We start from the raw sequence: 15,215 nt of genomic DNA on the forward strand, positions 1-15,215 counted from the left end.
GTCCGGTTCGTCCGCCCCCGCCGGTGGCAGCAACTTCGAGTCCGGCTCGACCGACTGGGACCGCCTCGCGCAGTGCGAGTCGGGCGGCAACTGGGCCATCAACACGGGCAACGGCTACTACGGCGGCCTGCAGTTCAACCTGCAGACCTGGCGCGCCTACGGCGGCTCGGGCTACCCGCACGAGAACAGCCGGTCCGAGCAGATCCGCATCGCCACCAAGGTGCGCGACGACCGCGGTGGGTACGGCGCGTGGCCCGGCTGCGCGAGCAAGCTCGGCCTGCCGCGCTGATCACCCGCTCCACCGCACGACCCCGGCACGACCGACGAGCCGCCGTGGACGCCCGACCGGGCGACCGCGGCGGCTCGTCCGCATCCGGCGTCAGTAGGGTGAGCCCCGTGACCGACCCCGGCGAGCCCCGCCTCCTCAGCGCCGCCGACGTCCGTCGGCTCGCCGCGGAGCTCGACCTGCGGCCCACGAAGCAGCGCGGCCAGAACTTCGTCATCGACCCCAACACGGTGCGCCGCATCGTGCGCGAGTCCGGCGTGGGGCCCGAGGACGTGGTGGTCGAGGTCGGTCCCGGCCTGGGCTCGCTCACGCTGGCGCTGCTGGGCGCCGTACGCCGCGTCGTCGCCGTCGAGGTCGACCCGTTGCTCGCCGAGCGGCTGCCGGCCACCATCGCGGAGCACGCGCCCGCGCAGGCCGACACCCTCGAGGTGGTGCTGGCCGACGCGATGCGGGTCGAGGAGGTCCCCGGACCGCCGCCCACCGCGCTCGTCGCGAACCTGCCCTACAACGTGTCCGTCCCGGTGCTGCTCCACCTCATGGCGCTCCTGCCGTCGCTGGAGCGCGGGCTCGTCATGGTGCAGTCCGAGGTCGCCGACCGGCTCGCGGCCGGGCCCGGCTCGCGCACCTACGGCGTGCCGTCGGTGAAGGCGGCCTGGTATGCCGACGTGCGCCGCGCCGGCGCCATCGGACGCAACGTCTTCTGGCCCGCGCCCAACGTCGACTCGGGCCTCGTGGCCTGGACGCGGCGGGAGCCCCCGGCGGCCGTCGCCACCCGCGAGGACGTGTTCCGCGTCGTCGACGCCGCCTTCGCCCAGCGCCGCAAGACGCTGCGGGCGGCGCTGCGACCGATGACGTCGGCGTCCGGCGAGGGCGCGGCGGAGCGGCTCGAGGCGGCGTTCGCCCAGGCCGGGCTGGCCGCCACGGTGCGCGGGGAGCAGCTCGAGGTCGAGCAGTTCGCGGCCCTCACCGACGCGCTCGTCGCGACCGGCGCGCTGGCGCCCGCCGGTGCGGCCGGACCGAGCCGCAGGAGCCGCGCGTGAGCAGCCGCAGCCGAGCGACGACGGCGGTCACGGTGCGCGCGCCCGCCAAGATCAACCTCTACCTCGCCGTCGGCGCGGCCCGCCCCGACGGTTTTCACCCCGTGGCGACCGTCTACCAGGCGATCGGGCTCTACGACGACCTGACCGCGCGGCCGGGCGGCTCCGGCACGAACCCGGTCCGGCTCGCGCTGCACGCCGCCGACCACGTCGACGCCGGCGCCGTACCGCTCGCCCCGGGCACCAACCTGGTGCACCGGGCCGCGCAGCTCCTCGGCGCCCACCACGGACGCACGCTGCGGGCCGACGTCGAGATCGCCAAGGCCGTGCCCGTGGCCGGCGGGCTCGCGGGCGGGTCCGCGGACGCGGCCGCCGCGCTCGTGGCGCTGGACCGCCTCCACGACCTGGGCACGCCCGACGAGGCGCTCCTCGCGATCGCCGCGGAGCTGGGCAGCGACGTCCCGTTCTCCCTGCTCGGGGGCACCGCGGCCGGGGTCGGGCGCGGGGAGCAGGTCACGCCCTACAGCGACCCCGCCATCGCCGACGCCGCCTGGTGGTGGGTCGTCGTCCCGCAGGCGCTGGGCCTGTCGACCCCGAGCGTCTACCAGCACTTCGACCGGATGCGGCCCGACGCGGAGGAGTCCGTCGTCGTGCCCGACCGCGTCATCGCGGCCCTCGCCTCGCAGGACCCGGTCACGCTCGCCGCGGTGCTGCACAACGACCTCCAGGCCCCCGCGCTCGACCTGCGTCCCGAGCTGGCCGACGTGCTGGCCGACGGCGAGGCCGCCGGGGCGCTGCGGGGCATCGTCTCCGGCTCGGGCCCCACCTGCGTCTTCCTCTGCGGCTCGCCCGACGAGGCGCGGGAGGTCGCCGCGCGCCTGCAGGCGTCGTACGACGTCGTGCTCGTCGCCACCGGCCCGGTGGCCGGTGCCCATCGTGTGGAGTACGTCTGATGGCCGCCCCCAACCTCGTCAACCTCGAGAAGGTCTCGAAGTCCTTCGGTGTGCGACCGCTGCTGTCGGAGGTCTCGCTCGGCATCGGCGAGGGCCAGCGGATCGGCGTCGTCGGCCGCAACGGCGACGGCAAGTCGACGCTGCTCAACGTCTTCACGGGCACCGAGGAGCCGGACAGCGGCCGCGTGTCGCAGACGCGCGGCCTCCTCGTCGGGCACCTGCACCAGGGGGACCGGCTCGACGACACCCACTCCGTGCGCGAGGCGGTGCTCGCCGGCAGGGCCGACCACGAGTGGGCCGCCGACGCCACGACCCGCGAGGTCGTCGAGGTGCTCCTCGCCGGCGTCGAGCTCGACCGTCCCGTCGCGGGGCTCTCCGGCGGCGAGCGGCGGCGGTGCGCGCTGGCCGCGCTGCTGCTCGACCAGCACGACCTGCTCGTGCTCGACGAGCCCACCAACCACCTCGACGTCGAGGCCGTCGCCTGGCTCGCGCAGCACGTCGCCGGGCTGTCGTCCGCGCTGCTCGTCGTCACCCACGACCGCTGGTTCCTCGACGCCGTCTGCCAGTGGACCTGGGAGGTCCACGACGGGGTGGTGGACGTCTACGAGGGCGGGTACGCCGCGTTCACCCTCGCCCGCGCCGAGCGCGCCCGCGTGGCCGCCGCGGTCGAGTCGCGGCGCGCGAACCTCGCCCGCAAGGAGCTGGCGTGGCTGCGGCGGGGTGCCCCCGCGCGTACGTCGAAGCCCAAGTTCCGCATCGACGCCGCCAACGCCCTCATCGAGGACGAGCCGCCGCCGCGCGACTCCCTGGCGCTCCAGAAGTTCGCGACCCAGCGGCTCGGCAAGGACGTCGTCGACCTCGAGCACGTCGACCTCCGCCGGGGCGACCGGGTGCTGCTCCGCGACGCCACCTGGCGGCTCGGGCCGGGCGACCGGGTCGGCATCGTCGGTGTCAACGGTGCCGGCAAGACCTCGGTGCTCTCGCTCGTCGCGGGGGCGCTCGCTCCCGACGCGGGCAAGGTGAAGACCGGCCGCACGGTCGCGCTCGCCCACCTCACCCAGCAGCTCGACGACCTCGACCCGACCGCCCGCGTGCTGCCGACGGTGGAGTCGATCCGCCGGGTCACCACGACGGCCGACGGCGAGATCACCGCGACGTCCCTGCTCGAGCGGTTCGGGTTCACCGGCGACCGGCTCACCGCGCGGATCGGGGACCTCTCCGGTGGGGAGCGCCGGCGCTTCCAGCTGCTCTGCCTGCTGCTCGAGGAGCCCAACGTGCTGCTCCTCGACGAGCCCACCAACGACCTCGACATCGAGACCCTCCAGGTGCTCGAGGACTTCCTCGACGGCTGGCCCGGCACGCTGCTCGTGGTGAGCCACGACCGGTACTTCCTCGAGCGGGCGACCGACTCCGTCTGGGCGCTGCTCGGCGACGGGCAGCTGTCCATGCTGCCGCGGGGCGTGGACGAGTACCTCGAGCGGCGGGCCGCGTCGACGTCGGCGAAGGGCGCGGTGCCCGACTCTCCTGCTGCTCCCTCGGCCGGTGCTCCCTCGGCCGGTGCCCCTGCCCGCGGTGCGAAGTCCGGTAGCGCCGAGGAGCGTGCCGCGCGGAAGACCGTCGCGCGGGTGGAGAAGCGCCTCGCGCGCATCGCCGCCGACGAGGCGGCGCTCAACGCCGAGGCGGTCGAGCACGCGGCCGACTACGAGCGGCTCGCCGACATCGGGACGCGCCTGCAGGCGCTGGCCGACGAGCGCGACGAGCTCGAGCTCGAGTGGCTCGAGGCCGCCGAGCTGCTGGGCTGAGGCTGGCTGGGTCCGGGCTGGCTGGGCTGGCTGGGCCCGGGCTGGGCTGGCTGGGGCGCGAAATGTGCGGCTGGTGCGGGGCCGTCGGCCAGCGAGGCGCACCAAGGTCCCATTTCGGGACCGGCCCGAACCCACCCGGACCCACCCGGACCCACCCGGGCCGAGCCTGCCGGTGCGGTAACTGGCTAGCCGGGCTCGCCGAGGCGCGAAATGTGCGGCTGGGGCCGGACCGGCGGCCAGCGAGGCGCACCAAGGTCCCATTTCGGGACCGGCCCGGACCCACCCGGACCCACCCGGACCGGAGCAACCCCCGACGCAGCGACCCTCAGCGGAACGGCCGCATGAGCTCCCGGAGCAGTCCGGCGAGGGCGTCGCGCTCGGGTGCGGGGAGCTCGGCGAGCAGCGCGGCCTCGGCGTCGACCAGCGCGGCGAAGGCGTTGTCGACCGCGGTCCTGCCCTCGGCGGCGAGCCGCACGAGCACGCCGCGGCGGTCGTGGGGGTCGGGCAGGCGCTCCACGAGGCCGCGGGCGACGAGGCGGTCGACGCGGTTGGTCATCGTCCCGCTCGTCACGAGCGTCTCGCGCAGGAGGCGGCCGGGGGAGAGCTCGTAGGGCTCGCCCGCGCGACGCAGCGCCGCCAGCACGTCGAACTCCCACGTCTCGATGCCGTGCTCCGCGAAGGCCCGGCGCCGGGCGAGGTCGAGGTGCTTGGAGAGCCGGCTGATCCGGCTGAACACCTCGACGGGACCGAGGTCGAGGTCGGGACGCTCGCGCGCCCACGCCTCCACCAGGTCGTCCACCTCGTCCCGCATGGCGGCATCGTAGCCGCGATCGAGAATCTTGACATCAAGATGTTTGGGGTGGACCGTGGTCGGCATGGCCTGGGACCCGAGCGACTACCTGACCTACGCCGACGAGCGCGGCCGCCCGTACGGCGAGCTGTTGGCCCGCATCGCCGTCGAGGCCGATCGGGTGCGGCGCGTCGTCGACCTCGGGTGCGGGCCCGGCAACCTCACCGCGCTGCTCGGGCGCCGCTGGCCCGAGGCCACCGTCGTCGGTGTCGACTCCTCGCCCGAGATGCTCGAGCGCGCCCGGCGCGACCACGCCGACGTGCCGGGCCTCTCCTTTGAGCTCGGCGACGTCCGCACCTGGACCGCTCCGGCCCCCGTCGACGTGCTGCTCTCCAACGCGACGTACCAGTGGGTGCCGGGGCACCTCGAGCTCCTGCCGGGCCTGCTCGCGCAGGTGGCGCCCGGGGGCGCGCTCGCGTTCTCGGTGCCGGGCAACGTCGACGAGCCGAGCCACGTGCTGCGGCGCGAGCTGGCGGGGACCGCGCCCGTACGCCATGTTCACCGCCGGCGTGGCCGACCCGGCGGCGCACGACGCCGCCACCTACCTCGGCGTGCTGGCGGCCGCGGGTGCGGAGGTCGACGCCTGGGAGACCACCTACCTGCACGTGCTCCGCGGGGTGGACCCGGTGCTGACCTGGATCGGCTCGACCGGGGCCCGGCCCACGCTCGAGGCGCTGCCGCCCGACCTGCGCGCACGGTTCCGGGCGGAGCTGGGGGAGCTCCTGCGGGCGGCGTACCCCACCACGGAGGTCGGCGGGGAGCCCGCCGTCGTGCTCCCGTTCCGGCGGGTCTTCGTCGTCGCGCGGCGTGTGGACGGCGTGGTTACCGAGCAGTAAGGTTCGCGTCATGTCCGCCGTGCTGAACCTCTGGAAGCAGACCACGCAGCTGCCCGTCGTCGGGTCCGTCGTGGGGAAGCGGGTGTTCTCGCTGGCGTTCGCGCAGAAGGCGCCCTACTTCGCGACTATCCGGCCGCGGTTCACCGAGCTGCGGCCCAACTACGCGGAGCTGCTCATCCCGAAGCGGCGCGGCGTGCACAACCACATCGGCACGGTGCACGCGATCGCACTGTGCAACGGCCTCGAGGCCGCCATGGGTGCGCTCGCGGAGGCCACGATCCCGGCGGACAAGCGCTGGATCCCCAAGGGGATGGACGTGGCCTACACGGCGAAGGCCGACAGCGACATCCGCTGCATCGCCGAGACCGACCCGGAGCAGTGGACGGGCGACGACCCGGACCTGCCGGTGCGCGTGCGCGGCGTGCGGGCCGACGGCGAGGTCGTCATCGAGGGCGTGATCCGGCTCTGGGTGACGCCGAAGAAGCGCTGAGGCCCCTCCGGCGTCACCCGGCGACCGCTCAGACGGTGCGCTGGTCGGCCGTCCCCACGGCCGACACCTCCAGCTGCTTCTTCTCGCCGACGAAGCGTCGCTGCACGACGTTGGCCAGCGCGGTGAGCAGCAGGTTGAGCACGAGGTAGATGGCCGCGATCACGAGGAACACGGGCACGTGGTTCTGGAACTCCAGGTAGAGCGGCCGCGCCAGCGCGGTCAGGCCCGGCGCCGCGATCGCGTAGCCGAGGCTCGTGTCCTTCAGCGTCACCACGCACTGGCTGATGATCGCCGGGATCATGATCCTCACGGCCTGGGGCAGCAGGATGATCCAGACGACCTGGGTCTTGCGCATGCCGATGGCGTACGCCGCTTCCGCCTGCCCGGCCGGCACCGCCAGGATGCCCGCGCGGAACACCTCGGCGAGCACGGCGCCGTTGTAGAGCGACAGCGCCCAGACGACGCACCAGAACGGGCCGGAGTCGCCGTTGTAGATGCCGTAGACCGAGAAGAAGAAGATCATCAGCATCAGCACGGGGACCGCGCGGAAGAACTCCACGAGCGCCCACGACGGGACCCGCACGACGGCGTGGTCCGACAGCTTGCCGATGCCGAGCACGAGGCCGAGCACCACGGCGCCCACGATCCCGCCGGCGGCCATCTTCAGCGTCTCGAGGACGCCGTCGACGAGGATGCGCTCCAGGTAGGCGGGGGTCACGAAGACCTCCCACTTGTCGCCCTCGAGCTGACCGCTCGAGGCGAGGCGCCAGCCCACCAGCCCCAGGAGGGCGAGGAGGCCGACGACGGTCAGGACCGTGTAGAGACGGTGCCGCCGGACGGTCTTCGGACCGGGGGCGTCGAACAGGACACTCGTGCTCATCGCGCGACCCTCCAACGTCGTTCCATGCGGTTGCTGGCGAAGGACACGACCTCGACGAGCAGCACGAAGCCGCCGGCGAACACGGCGAGCAGCCACCACCGGTCGCCGGGGTTGGCGTCGGTGAGCTGCTTGAGCTGGTAGGCCGTCTCGAGCACCGTGATGGCGATCGCCACCGTCGTGTTCTTCAGCAGGGCGATCTGGGTGCTCGCCAGCGGCGGCAGCGCGGCGCGGAACGCCTGGGGCAGCACGACCTGGCGCATGACGCCGGAGAACGGCAGGCCGATCGCCCGGGCCGCCTCGGCCTGGCCCACCGGCACGGCGTTGATGCCGGAGCGGATGGCCTCGCAGACGAAGCACGACGTGTAGAGCGTCAGGCCGACCACGGCCGTCGCGAACGCGTTGGTCATGCGGATGTCGCCCCACCCGGTGGGGACGACGATGTCGACGAACCGGAAGGTCACACCGATCTTCGGTCCCGCGTAGTAGAGGAACAGCAGCACGACCAGCAGCGGGATGTTGCGCACGGACGTGACGTAGACGCCGGCGGCCCGGCGCATGACGGCGACCGGTCCCACCCGCAGGGCGGCCAGGAAGGTGCCGAGCACGAGCGAGCCGATGCCGGAGACGACGAACAGCAGGATCGCGGTGACGAAGCTGATGACGATCGCCTGGTAGTTCTCGGTGATCGCGGTCATGCGGCTCCTCGGGGGTCAGGGCCTCGGCGCCCACCGGCCCGGGACGGCAGGGCGCCGTCCCGGGCCAGTGGCCGCGGGGGGAGGTGGATCAGGAGCAGGAGTCGAGCGTCGGGGGCTCGGGGGTCTCGGCACCCGAGGCGCCGAGGGTCTCCTCGAAGGCGTCCGCCCACGAGCCGTCCTCGAAGGACTCCTCGAGCACGCCGTTGATCCACTCGCACATCTCGGGCCGCTCGAGGCTGTAGCCGATGCCGATGCGCTCCTCGGAGAACTCCGGACCGACGACCTTCAGCGCGCCGTCGTACTGCGCCGCGAGGCCCAGCAGGATCGAGCCGTCCGTCGACATCGCGGGCACGGTGCCGTCCGCGACCTGCTCGGCGCAGAGGCTGTAGGTGTCCGCGGGGACGCCGACCGCGCCGGCCTCGGTGACGTTCTCGAGCGAGGTCGAGCCGGACGCCGAGCAGACCTCCTCGCCCTGGAGGTCCTCGATCGACTCGACGTCGCTGTCCTCGGGCACCAGCACCTGCTGGCCGGTGACGAAGTAGGGACCCGTCTGGCCGACCAGCTCGCGGCGGGCGTCGGTGATGGAGTACGACGCGGCGACCAGGTCGACGCGGCCCGACTGCAGGTAGGGCTCGCGGTTGTCGGAGATGGTCTCCTCGTAGGTCACCTTGCTGGTGTCGTCCGGGTCGATGCACAGGTCGGCGATCAGCAGCTTCGCGATCGCGACGTCGAAGCCGCGCGGCAGGTCGTCGTTGGTGCCCTTGAAGCCGAGGCCCGGCTGGTCGAAGCGCACGCCCACGTTGATCTCGCCCGCGTCGGCGAGCTCGGCCATGCGCGAGCCCTCCTCGAACTTGCCGTCGCAGTCGTCGTCGGCCTCGACGGTGGTGTCGGCACCGCCCACGGCGTCGTCGTCGCTGCCGGCGTCGCCACAGGCGGCCAGGGACGCGGCGAGCACCACGCCCGAAGCCGCGGCCATCATCCTCTTGAGTCGCATCTGTTCCTCCTCGCTCCCCCTCGGTGGGGAGCAGATCGATCCGGTGGGTGGGTCGCGGCGCGGGAATGCGCCGGATCAGGTCAGGTGCAGGTCAGGCGCAGGTCAGTGCTTGAGGATCTTGCCGAGGAAGTCGCGGGCCCGCTCGCTCTGCGGGTTGGTGAAGAACTCCTCGGGGGTGTTCTCCTCGACGATCTGGCCGTCGGCCATGAACACGACGCGGTCGGCGGCCGTGCGGGCGAAGCCCATCTCGTGGGTGACCACGATCATCGTCATGCCGCCCTGCGCGAGGCTGACCATGACGTCGAGGACCTCCTTGATCATCTCCGGGTCGAGGGCCGAGGTCGGCTCGTCGAAGAGCATGACCTTGGGCTCCATCGCCAGCGCGCGGGCGATGGCGACGCGCTGCTGCTGGCCGCCGGAGAGCTGGGCGGGGTACTTGTCCGCCTGGTGGCCGACGCCCACCCGGTCGAGGAGCTCGCGGGCCTTGCGCTCGGCGTCGGCCCTCGACTGGCCGCGCACCTTGACGGGGCCCAGCGTCACGTTCTCGAGGATGGTCTTGTGGGCGAAGAGGTTGAAGCTCTGGAACACCATGCCGACCTCGGCCCGCAGGTTCGCCAGCGCCTTGCCCTCCTGGGGGAGCGGCTGGCCGTCGAGCGTGATGGTGCCCTCGCCGACCGTCTCCAGGCGGTTGATGGTGCGGCACAGCGTCGACTTGCCCGAGCCCGACGGGCCGATGACCACGACGACCTCGCCGCGGTGCACCGTCAGCTCGATGTCCTGCAGCACGTGGAGCTGGCCGAACCACTTCTGCACGCCCGACAGCACGACCAGGGGCTCGCCCTGGCCCGCCGGCGCCGGGCCCTTCTCCAGCGTCGTCATGCCGCGGGAACCTAGTGCCGCATGGTCCTTTCGGGCCAGTCTCCCTGGTCCGTTGGTGCCAATCGGGATCTATTCGTGACCGTAGGTCGGGGTACGGCGGGCATTCCCGACTCGGCGGGGGGCCGTTCCGCGCCGTACCCTGGGACGGTCATGCCTGAGACCGCCACGCCCGCCCCGCGCACCTACGACGTCCGCACGTTCGGCTGCCAGATGAACGTGCACGACTCCGAGCGCCTGACCGGCCTGCTCGAGGACGCCGGCATGGTGAAGGCCCCGGCCGGCGAGGACGCCGATGTCGTCGTGCTCAACACCTGCGCCGTGCGGGAGAACGCCGACAACAAGCTCTACGGCAACCTCGGCCACCTCGCGCCGGTGAAGGCGCGCCGGCCGGGCATGCAGATCGCCGTCGGCGGCTGCCTCGCGCAGAAGGACCGCGGCGAGATCACCCGCAAGGCCCCCTGGGTCGACGTCGTCTTCGGCACCCACAACATCGGGTCGCTCCCCGTGCTGCTCGAGCGGGCGCGGGTGGCGGAGGAGGCGCAGGTCGAGATCCTCGAGAGCCTCGACGTCTTCCCCTCGACGCTGCCGACGAAGCGGGAGTCGGCCTACGCCGCGTGGGTGTCGATCTCGGTCGGCTGCAACAACACCTGCACCTTCTGCATCGTGCCGAGCCTGCGCGGCAAGGAGAAGGACCGGCGGCCCGGCGACGTGCTCGCCGAGATCGAGGCGCTCGTCGCGGAGGGCGTCACCGAGGTGACGCTGCTGGGGCAGAACGTCAACGCGTACGGCGTCGAGTTCGGCGACCGCCAGGCGTTCTCGAAACTGCTGCGGGCCTGTGGCGAGATCGAGGGCCTCGAGCGCGTGCGGTTCACCTCGCCCCACCCGGCCGAGTTCACCGACGACGTCATCGAGGCGATGGCGGAGACGCCCAACGTCATGCCGTCGCTCCACATGCCGCTGCAGTCGGGCTCCGACACGGTGCTCAAGGCGATGCGTCGGTCCTACCGGCAGAGGAAGTTCCTCGGCATCATCGAGCGGGTCCGCGCCGCGATCCCCGACGCCGCGATCACCACCGACATCATCGTGGGCTTCCCCGGCGAGACCGAGGCGGACTTCGAGGACACCCTCCACGTGGTCCGCGCGTCGCGCTTCTCCGGCGCGTTCACGTTCCAGTACTCCACCCGCCCCGGCACCCCCGCCGCCACCATGGAGGACCAGATCCCCAAGGCGGTCGTGCAGGAGCGCTACGAGCGCCTCGTCGCGCTCGTCAACGAGATCGCGTGGGAGGAGAACCGGCGCCTCGAGGGCCGCCGCCTCCAGCTGATGGTCGCCGAGGGCGAGGGCCGCAAGGACGCCGCGACCTCCCGCCTGTCCGGCCGTGCCCCCGACAACCGGCTCGTGCACTTCGCCGCCGACTTCTCGCTCGTCGACGGCCAGGTGCCGCGGCCCGGCGACATGGTCGAGGTCGAGGTCACGTACGGCGCGCCCCACCACCTCGTCGCCGACGGGCCCGTGCTGGCGGTGCGCCGCACGCGGGCCGGCGACGCGTGGGAGCGCCGCACGGCCGAGCCGCCCGCGCCCACGGGCGTCTCGCTCGGCATGCCGACCGTCGGCCAGCCGGCGCCGCTGCCGGTCGTCGTCGACGCGTGCGCGGTGCGCTGAGGCGGTCAGCCGCCGCTCAGCGCTCGAGCCCGCGCCCGATCCCGCGGGCAGTGACCTCCAGCGCCGTGACGTGGCGCGCGTGGTTGGCCTCGAGGCGCGGCAGCACGATGCCGATCGAGGCGACGACCGTGCCGTGGCGTCGCACGGGCACCGCCAGGGAGCATGCGCCGAGCGTCATCTCCTCGTAGGTCACGGCGTAGCCGTTGCGCTCCACCTGGTCGAGCTGCGTGCGCAGCCGGGCCGGCTGGGTGATCGTGTAGGCGGTCAGGCGCTGCAACGAGGCCATCACCTCCTCGCGCACCTGCTCGGGGGCGTGCGCGAGCAGCACCTTGCCGACCCCGGTCGCGTGCAGGGGCAGGCGCCCCCCGACCGAGCTGACGACGGGCACGGAGGAGTGTCCGGCCAACCGGTCGAGGTAGAGCGCGTGGTGGCGCTCGCGCACGGCGAGGTGCACGGTCGCCCGCGTCGTCCCGTAGAGGTCGTGCAGGTAGGGCGACGCCACGTCGCGCAGGCCGCGCTGCACGGGCGAGAGCATCCCGAGGTCCCACAGGCGACGTCCCACCACGTAGCGGCCCTCGGGGTCCCTCGTCAGCGCACCCCAGGCGACCAGGTCCGCCACCAGCCGGTGGGCCGTGGGCACGGGGAGCCCCGCGCGCCCGGCCATCTCCGTGAGCGTCAGGCGGCGGTGGCGCTCGTCGAAGGCGCCCAGCAGCGACAGCGCCCGCATGGTGACGGTGCCGCGGCCCGGCGCATCCGGGGGAGAGGAGACCTGGGTCACACCGGTCATCGTGCCAGGATCACCCGGTCGCGATGCTGTTTTTGACCTCGTCGACGAGGGCCCGGCGGCGCTCCTCGACCGCGCGGCGACCGGGCGCGACGGGCACGTCGTGCCGCACCGCGGCGAGCACCTCGGCGTGCAGCGCGTCGAGCTCGTCGTCGAACTCGGCGTGCGCGATGACGTAGGCGTCGTTCGCGCGGACGGCGTCCACGACGCAGGCCGCCAGCACGGCCGGGTCCATGGCGCTCCCCTGCGCGAGCGCGAACTCGGCGTTCACCGGGTCCCGGGTGGCGTCGAAGGTCGGCGTACCTGCCGGGGCGTCGGCCCCGCCGACCGGGTCGAGGATGCGGGTGCGGGTCAGCCCCGGGCACAGGCAGGTGACGCCGATGCGGTCGGGCGCCAGCGCGAGGCGCAGCGAGGCGCTCAGCCCGCGCACCGCGAACTTGGTCGTCGTGTAGATCCCTCCCGCGTCGAGCATCGGGATCAGCCCCGCCATGGACGCGGTGTTGACCACGTGGCCGCCACGACCGTGGCGCCGGATCCGGGGCACCACGGTGACGACGCCGTTCACGACGCCGCCCAGGTTGACGGCCAGCATGCGGTCCCAGTCGTCGAAACCGGCCGTGCTCATGGGGGCCGAGAGCCCGACGCCCGCGTTGTTGACCAGCAGGTCGATCCCGCCCAGCTGCTCCTCGACCCGGTCCGCGACCGCGGCGAAGCCGGGACGGTCCGTCACGTCCAACCGGTGCAGGACGACGGCTCCCGGGCGGGGGCGCCGCCGCGCCGAGGAGGCGCTCGGCCTCGGCGAGGTGCTCCTCGCTGTGGTCGGCGACCGCCACGGACATGCCCTCCCCGAGGAGCGCGGCGGCGATGGCCAGACCGATGCCGCTCGCGCCCCCGGTGACGAGGGCGGACCGCCCGTCGAGCTCACGCACGGCTCACACCACCGCGGAGATCGCGAGGTCGGACAGCCGCTGGAAGCGCAGGACGTTGTCGCCCTCCTCCATGGCGCCCGCCGTGAGGCAGACGAACGTGACGTCGTTCTCGGGGTCGACCCAGAAGAGCGTCGAGCCGGCGCCGTAGTTGCCGAAGGTCCGCGGGGACGTCATCGTGCCGAAGAACGAGGGGGCCACGCCCGTGCCGGACAGCGCGAACCCGAACCCGAGGTTGCCCGGGCCGACCTCCCAGCCGCGAGCCTCCGCGATGCGGCGGTAGAGGTCGTTGGGCTCGTCGCCGGTCTGCACCCGGGTGACCTTGTCGATCACGGCCCGCGAGAGCAGCGGCTCGCCGGACTCGTCGAGGCCGTTGCGGCGGTACATCTCCGCCAGCAGGAACAGGTCGTGCGCGGTCGTGACGGAGCCGACCCACGGCATCTCGGCGTCGCCGTCGATCACCTCGTTGAGGATCTCGAGGTCGGAGGCCGTCAGCCAGCCCTCCTCGCCGAAGACCGCGCGGATCGGGACGATCCGGGACGCGAGCCGCTCGGGCAGGCCGAAGGCGGTGTCGGTCATGCCGAGCGGGTCCAGCACCTCGCGCTGCATCGAGTCGCTGAAGCGGGCGTCGCCGTTGACCCGGCGGCACATCTCGCCCATGAGCGCGTGGTTGAGCGCGGGGGAGTAGTTGACGACGCTGCCGGGCACGGCGGCCAGGGGCAGCTCGCAGATGGCGGCAACCACGTCGCTGAGGTCGCCGAGGCGGCGGTAGGGCAGCGGCTCGGGGGTGACCACCATCCCGGCGCGGTGGGTCAGGAGGTGACCGAGGGTCACGCGCTCCTTGTTGGCGGCCAGGAAGCGGTCGTGCCCCAGGAACTCGGGGATCACGTCGACGACGCGGGTGTTGAACGACAGCAGGCCGCGGTCGATCGCGTTGTAGACGAGGGTGTTCGTCAGCGCCTTCGACACCGAGAGCACGCGGAACACGTCGCTGCGGCTCGCGTGGCGCCCGGCGGTGACGTCGGTGCTGCCGAGCGCGGTGTCGAGCACGACCTCGCCGTGACGGGCGATCTTCACGACGGCGCCGTGGTAGAGCCCGCGCTCGATGTCGGCCTCGATCGCCGAGGTCAGGCGGTGCAGCTGGCGGTTGCTCATGCCGCTGGTGGTGCCGCGGGGGGCGGGGCTCGCGGGCGGCGTCCGGTCGGGTGCGGCGGGGGGTGCGGTAAGGGTCATGTCGTCTCCTGGTCGGACGTGTCGGACGTGTCGGACGTGGGGTGGGGTGGGCGGGTCAGCCCAGCGGGCTGGCGGCGAGGGCGCCGCCGTCGATCGGGATCACGGCGCCGGTGAGGTAGCCGGCCTCGGGGCCGAGGAGGAAGCACGCCAGCTCGGCCGCCTCGCTCGGCTGGCCGAGGCGTCCCAGGGGGACGCCGGCGACCATCGCGCCGGCGCCGCTCTCGCCGTGGAACTCCTTGAGGGGCGCCTGGAGGGGGGTGTCGGTCATGCCGGGGGCCAGGCAGTTGGCACGGACGCCGAGCGGCGCCCCCTCCACGGCGGCGACGCGGGTCAGGCCGATCACCCCGTGCTTGGCGCCGGTGTACGCCGCCAGGCCGGTGCCCGCGGTGAGCCCGGCGACCGAGGAGGTCGTGACGATCCGACCGCCCCCGGGACGCGAGGCGAAGTGCCGCAGGGCCGCGCGCAGCCCGAGGAAGACGCCCCGCAGGTCGACCGCCACGACGCGGTCGAACTCCTCGACCTCGGTGTCGGCCAGGCTCGCGAACCGCCCGGGCACGGCCGCGTTGAGGAACACGCCGTCGTACCGGCCGAAGGCCTCGACCGCCGCACGGTCGTAGGCCGCCACGTCGGCCTCCGCCGCCACGTCCGCCGGGACGACGCGGAGCCGGTCGCCCCCCAGGTCGGCGGCGACCCGGTCGAGTCCCGCGGCGTCGCGGTCGACGAGCACGACGGCGTGGCCCCGGGCGTGCAGGAGCCGCACGGTCGCCTCTCCGATGCCGCTCGCTGCGCCCGTCACGACGACGGTCCCCGGCTGCTCGGCCATGTCGTTGGTCTCCTTCTCGCGGCTGCTCCGCGGTGGTCTCCCGCCTCGGTGCCGCGCGGTGTCGCGGGCCGTCGTGCAGGGTCGG

15 protein-coding genes and 3 pseudogenes are annotated in these 15,215 nt (G+C 73.4%); 8 read left to right on the plus strand and 10 right to left on the minus strand.

Translation table 11 applies throughout. The annotated features are described in order from the left end of the window. Window positions 1-49: 49 nt before the first annotated feature. The 4 genes and pseudogenes from QE405_RS21045 to QE405_RS20660 all read left to right on the plus strand — a co-directional run. A pseudogene (locus tag QE405_RS21045) lies at window positions 50-289 on the plus strand (transglycosylase family protein); the annotation flags it as partial. A gap of 107 nt (window positions 290-396) precedes the next feature. Then, complete coding sequence (gene rsmA / locus QE405_RS20650) at window positions 397-1,326, plus strand: 16S rRNA (adenine(1518)-N(6)/adenine(1519)-N(6))-dimethyltransferase RsmA (RefSeq protein ID WP_307205248.1); 930 nt, start codon at window positions 397-399, stop codon at window positions 1,324-1,326. After that, the gene (locus tag QE405_RS20655; protein WP_307205250.1) at window positions 1,323-2,276 is read left to right on the plus strand and encodes a 4-(cytidine 5'-diphospho)-2-C-methyl-D-erythritol kinase; all 954 of its coding nucleotides are present in this window, start codon (window positions 1,323-1,325) and stop codon (window positions 2,274-2,276) included. Before rsmA ends, QE405_RS20655 begins: the two co-directional genes overlap by 4 nt. Further along, window positions 2,276-4,078, plus strand: coding sequence for an ABC-F family ATP-binding cassette domain-containing protein (locus QE405_RS20660; RefSeq protein WP_307205252.1), 1,803 nt, complete (start codon window positions 2,276-2,278; stop codon window positions 4,076-4,078). The genes QE405_RS20655 and QE405_RS20660 overlap by 1 nt, the downstream gene beginning before the upstream one ends. A 325-nt stretch (window positions 4,079-4,403) precedes the next feature. Here QE405_RS20660 and QE405_RS20665 read toward each other — a convergent pair whose 3' ends face one another. After that, entirely contained in the window at window positions 4,404-4,889 is a 486-nt protein-coding gene (locus QE405_RS20665; protein ID WP_307205259.1) for a MarR family winged helix-turn-helix transcriptional regulator, read from the minus strand. A 64-nt stretch (window positions 4,890-4,953) separates the two neighbouring features. Between QE405_RS20665 and QE405_RS20670 the strand changes: the two are divergent. From QE405_RS20670 to QE405_RS20680, 3 genes and pseudogenes are all read left to right on the plus strand, one after another. Further along, window positions 4,954-5,370, plus strand: a pseudogene (locus QE405_RS20670) (methyltransferase domain-containing protein); the annotation flags it as partial. Between the two features lie 52 nt (window positions 5,371-5,422). After that, a complete protein-coding gene (locus tag QE405_RS20675) occupies window positions 5,423-5,764 on the plus strand; it encodes a hypothetical protein (RefSeq protein WP_307205982.1) in 342 nt (113 codons plus the stop codon). A gap of 10 nt (window positions 5,765-5,774) precedes the next feature. Continuing rightward, window positions 5,775-6,254, plus strand: coding sequence for a hotdog fold domain-containing protein (locus QE405_RS20680; RefSeq protein WP_307205266.1), 480 nt, complete (start codon window positions 5,775-5,777; stop codon window positions 6,252-6,254). Between the two features lie 28 nt (window positions 6,255-6,282). On the opposite strand, the gene QE405_RS20685 is transcribed toward QE405_RS20680, so the two are convergent. The 4 genes from QE405_RS20685 to QE405_RS20700 form a co-directional block, all read right to left on the minus strand. Then, window positions 6,283-7,134 carry an amino acid ABC transporter permease gene (locus QE405_RS20685; RefSeq protein WP_307205280.1) on the minus strand — a complete coding sequence of 284 codons (852 nt, stop codon included), beginning with the start codon at window positions 7,132-7,134 and terminating at the stop codon, window positions 6,283-6,285. Next, a complete protein-coding gene (locus QE405_RS20690; protein WP_307205283.1) occupies window positions 7,131-7,829 on the minus strand; it encodes an amino acid ABC transporter permease in 699 nt (232 codons plus the stop codon). The genes QE405_RS20685 and QE405_RS20690 overlap by 4 nt, the downstream gene beginning before the upstream one ends. A gap of 88 nt (window positions 7,830-7,917) precedes the next feature. Further along, window positions 7,918-8,823: a transporter substrate-binding domain-containing protein gene (locus QE405_RS20695; RefSeq protein ID WP_307205287.1), complete on the minus strand. Its 906-nt coding sequence runs from the start codon at window positions 8,821-8,823 to the stop codon at window positions 7,918-7,920. 102 nt (window positions 8,824-8,925) lie between these two features. Then, window positions 8,926-9,702 carry an amino acid ABC transporter ATP-binding protein gene (locus QE405_RS20700; RefSeq protein ID WP_373459476.1) on the minus strand — a complete coding sequence of 259 codons (777 nt, stop codon included), beginning with the start codon at window positions 9,700-9,702 and terminating at the stop codon, window positions 8,926-8,928. A gap of 150 nt (window positions 9,703-9,852) precedes the next feature. Here QE405_RS20700 and miaB point away from each other — a divergent pair, with 150 nt between their 5' ends. Beyond that, a complete protein-coding gene (gene miaB, locus QE405_RS20705; RefSeq protein ID WP_307205289.1) occupies window positions 9,853-11,364 on the plus strand; it encodes a tRNA (N6-isopentenyl adenosine(37)-C2)-methylthiotransferase MiaB in 1,512 nt (503 codons plus the stop codon). Window positions 11,365-11,380: 16 nt separating this feature from the next. Here miaB and QE405_RS20710 read toward each other — a convergent pair whose 3' ends face one another. The 5 genes and pseudogenes from QE405_RS20710 to QE405_RS20730 form a co-directional block, all read right to left on the minus strand. Further along, a complete protein-coding gene (locus tag QE405_RS20710; RefSeq protein WP_307205291.1) occupies window positions 11,381-12,151 on the minus strand; it encodes an IclR family transcriptional regulator in 771 nt (256 codons plus the stop codon). Window positions 12,152-12,161: 10 nt separating this feature from the next. Further along, a complete protein-coding gene (locus tag QE405_RS20715) occupies window positions 12,162-12,893 on the minus strand; it encodes an SDR family oxidoreductase (protein ID WP_307205974.1) in 732 nt (243 codons plus the stop codon). A gap of 40 nt (window positions 12,894-12,933) precedes the next feature. Continuing rightward, window positions 12,934-13,077, minus strand: a pseudogene (locus QE405_RS20720) (SDR family NAD(P)-dependent oxidoreductase); the annotation flags it as partial. A gap of 3 nt (window positions 13,078-13,080) precedes the next feature. Further along, window positions 13,081-14,229: a serine hydrolase domain-containing protein gene (locus QE405_RS20725; RefSeq protein ID WP_307205293.1), complete on the minus strand. Its 1,149-nt coding sequence runs from the start codon at window positions 14,227-14,229 to the stop codon at window positions 13,081-13,083. A 133-nt stretch (window positions 14,230-14,362) separates the two neighbouring features. Beyond that, entirely contained in the window at window positions 14,363-15,130 is a 768-nt protein-coding gene (locus QE405_RS20730) for an SDR family NAD(P)-dependent oxidoreductase (protein ID WP_307205295.1), read from the minus strand. Window positions 15,131-15,215: the final 85 nt, after the last annotated feature.

Source organism: Nocardioides zeae, from assembly GCF_030818655.1.
Lineage (GTDB): Bacteria > Actinomycetota > Actinomycetes > Propionibacteriales > Nocardioidaceae > Nocardioides > Nocardioides zeae_A.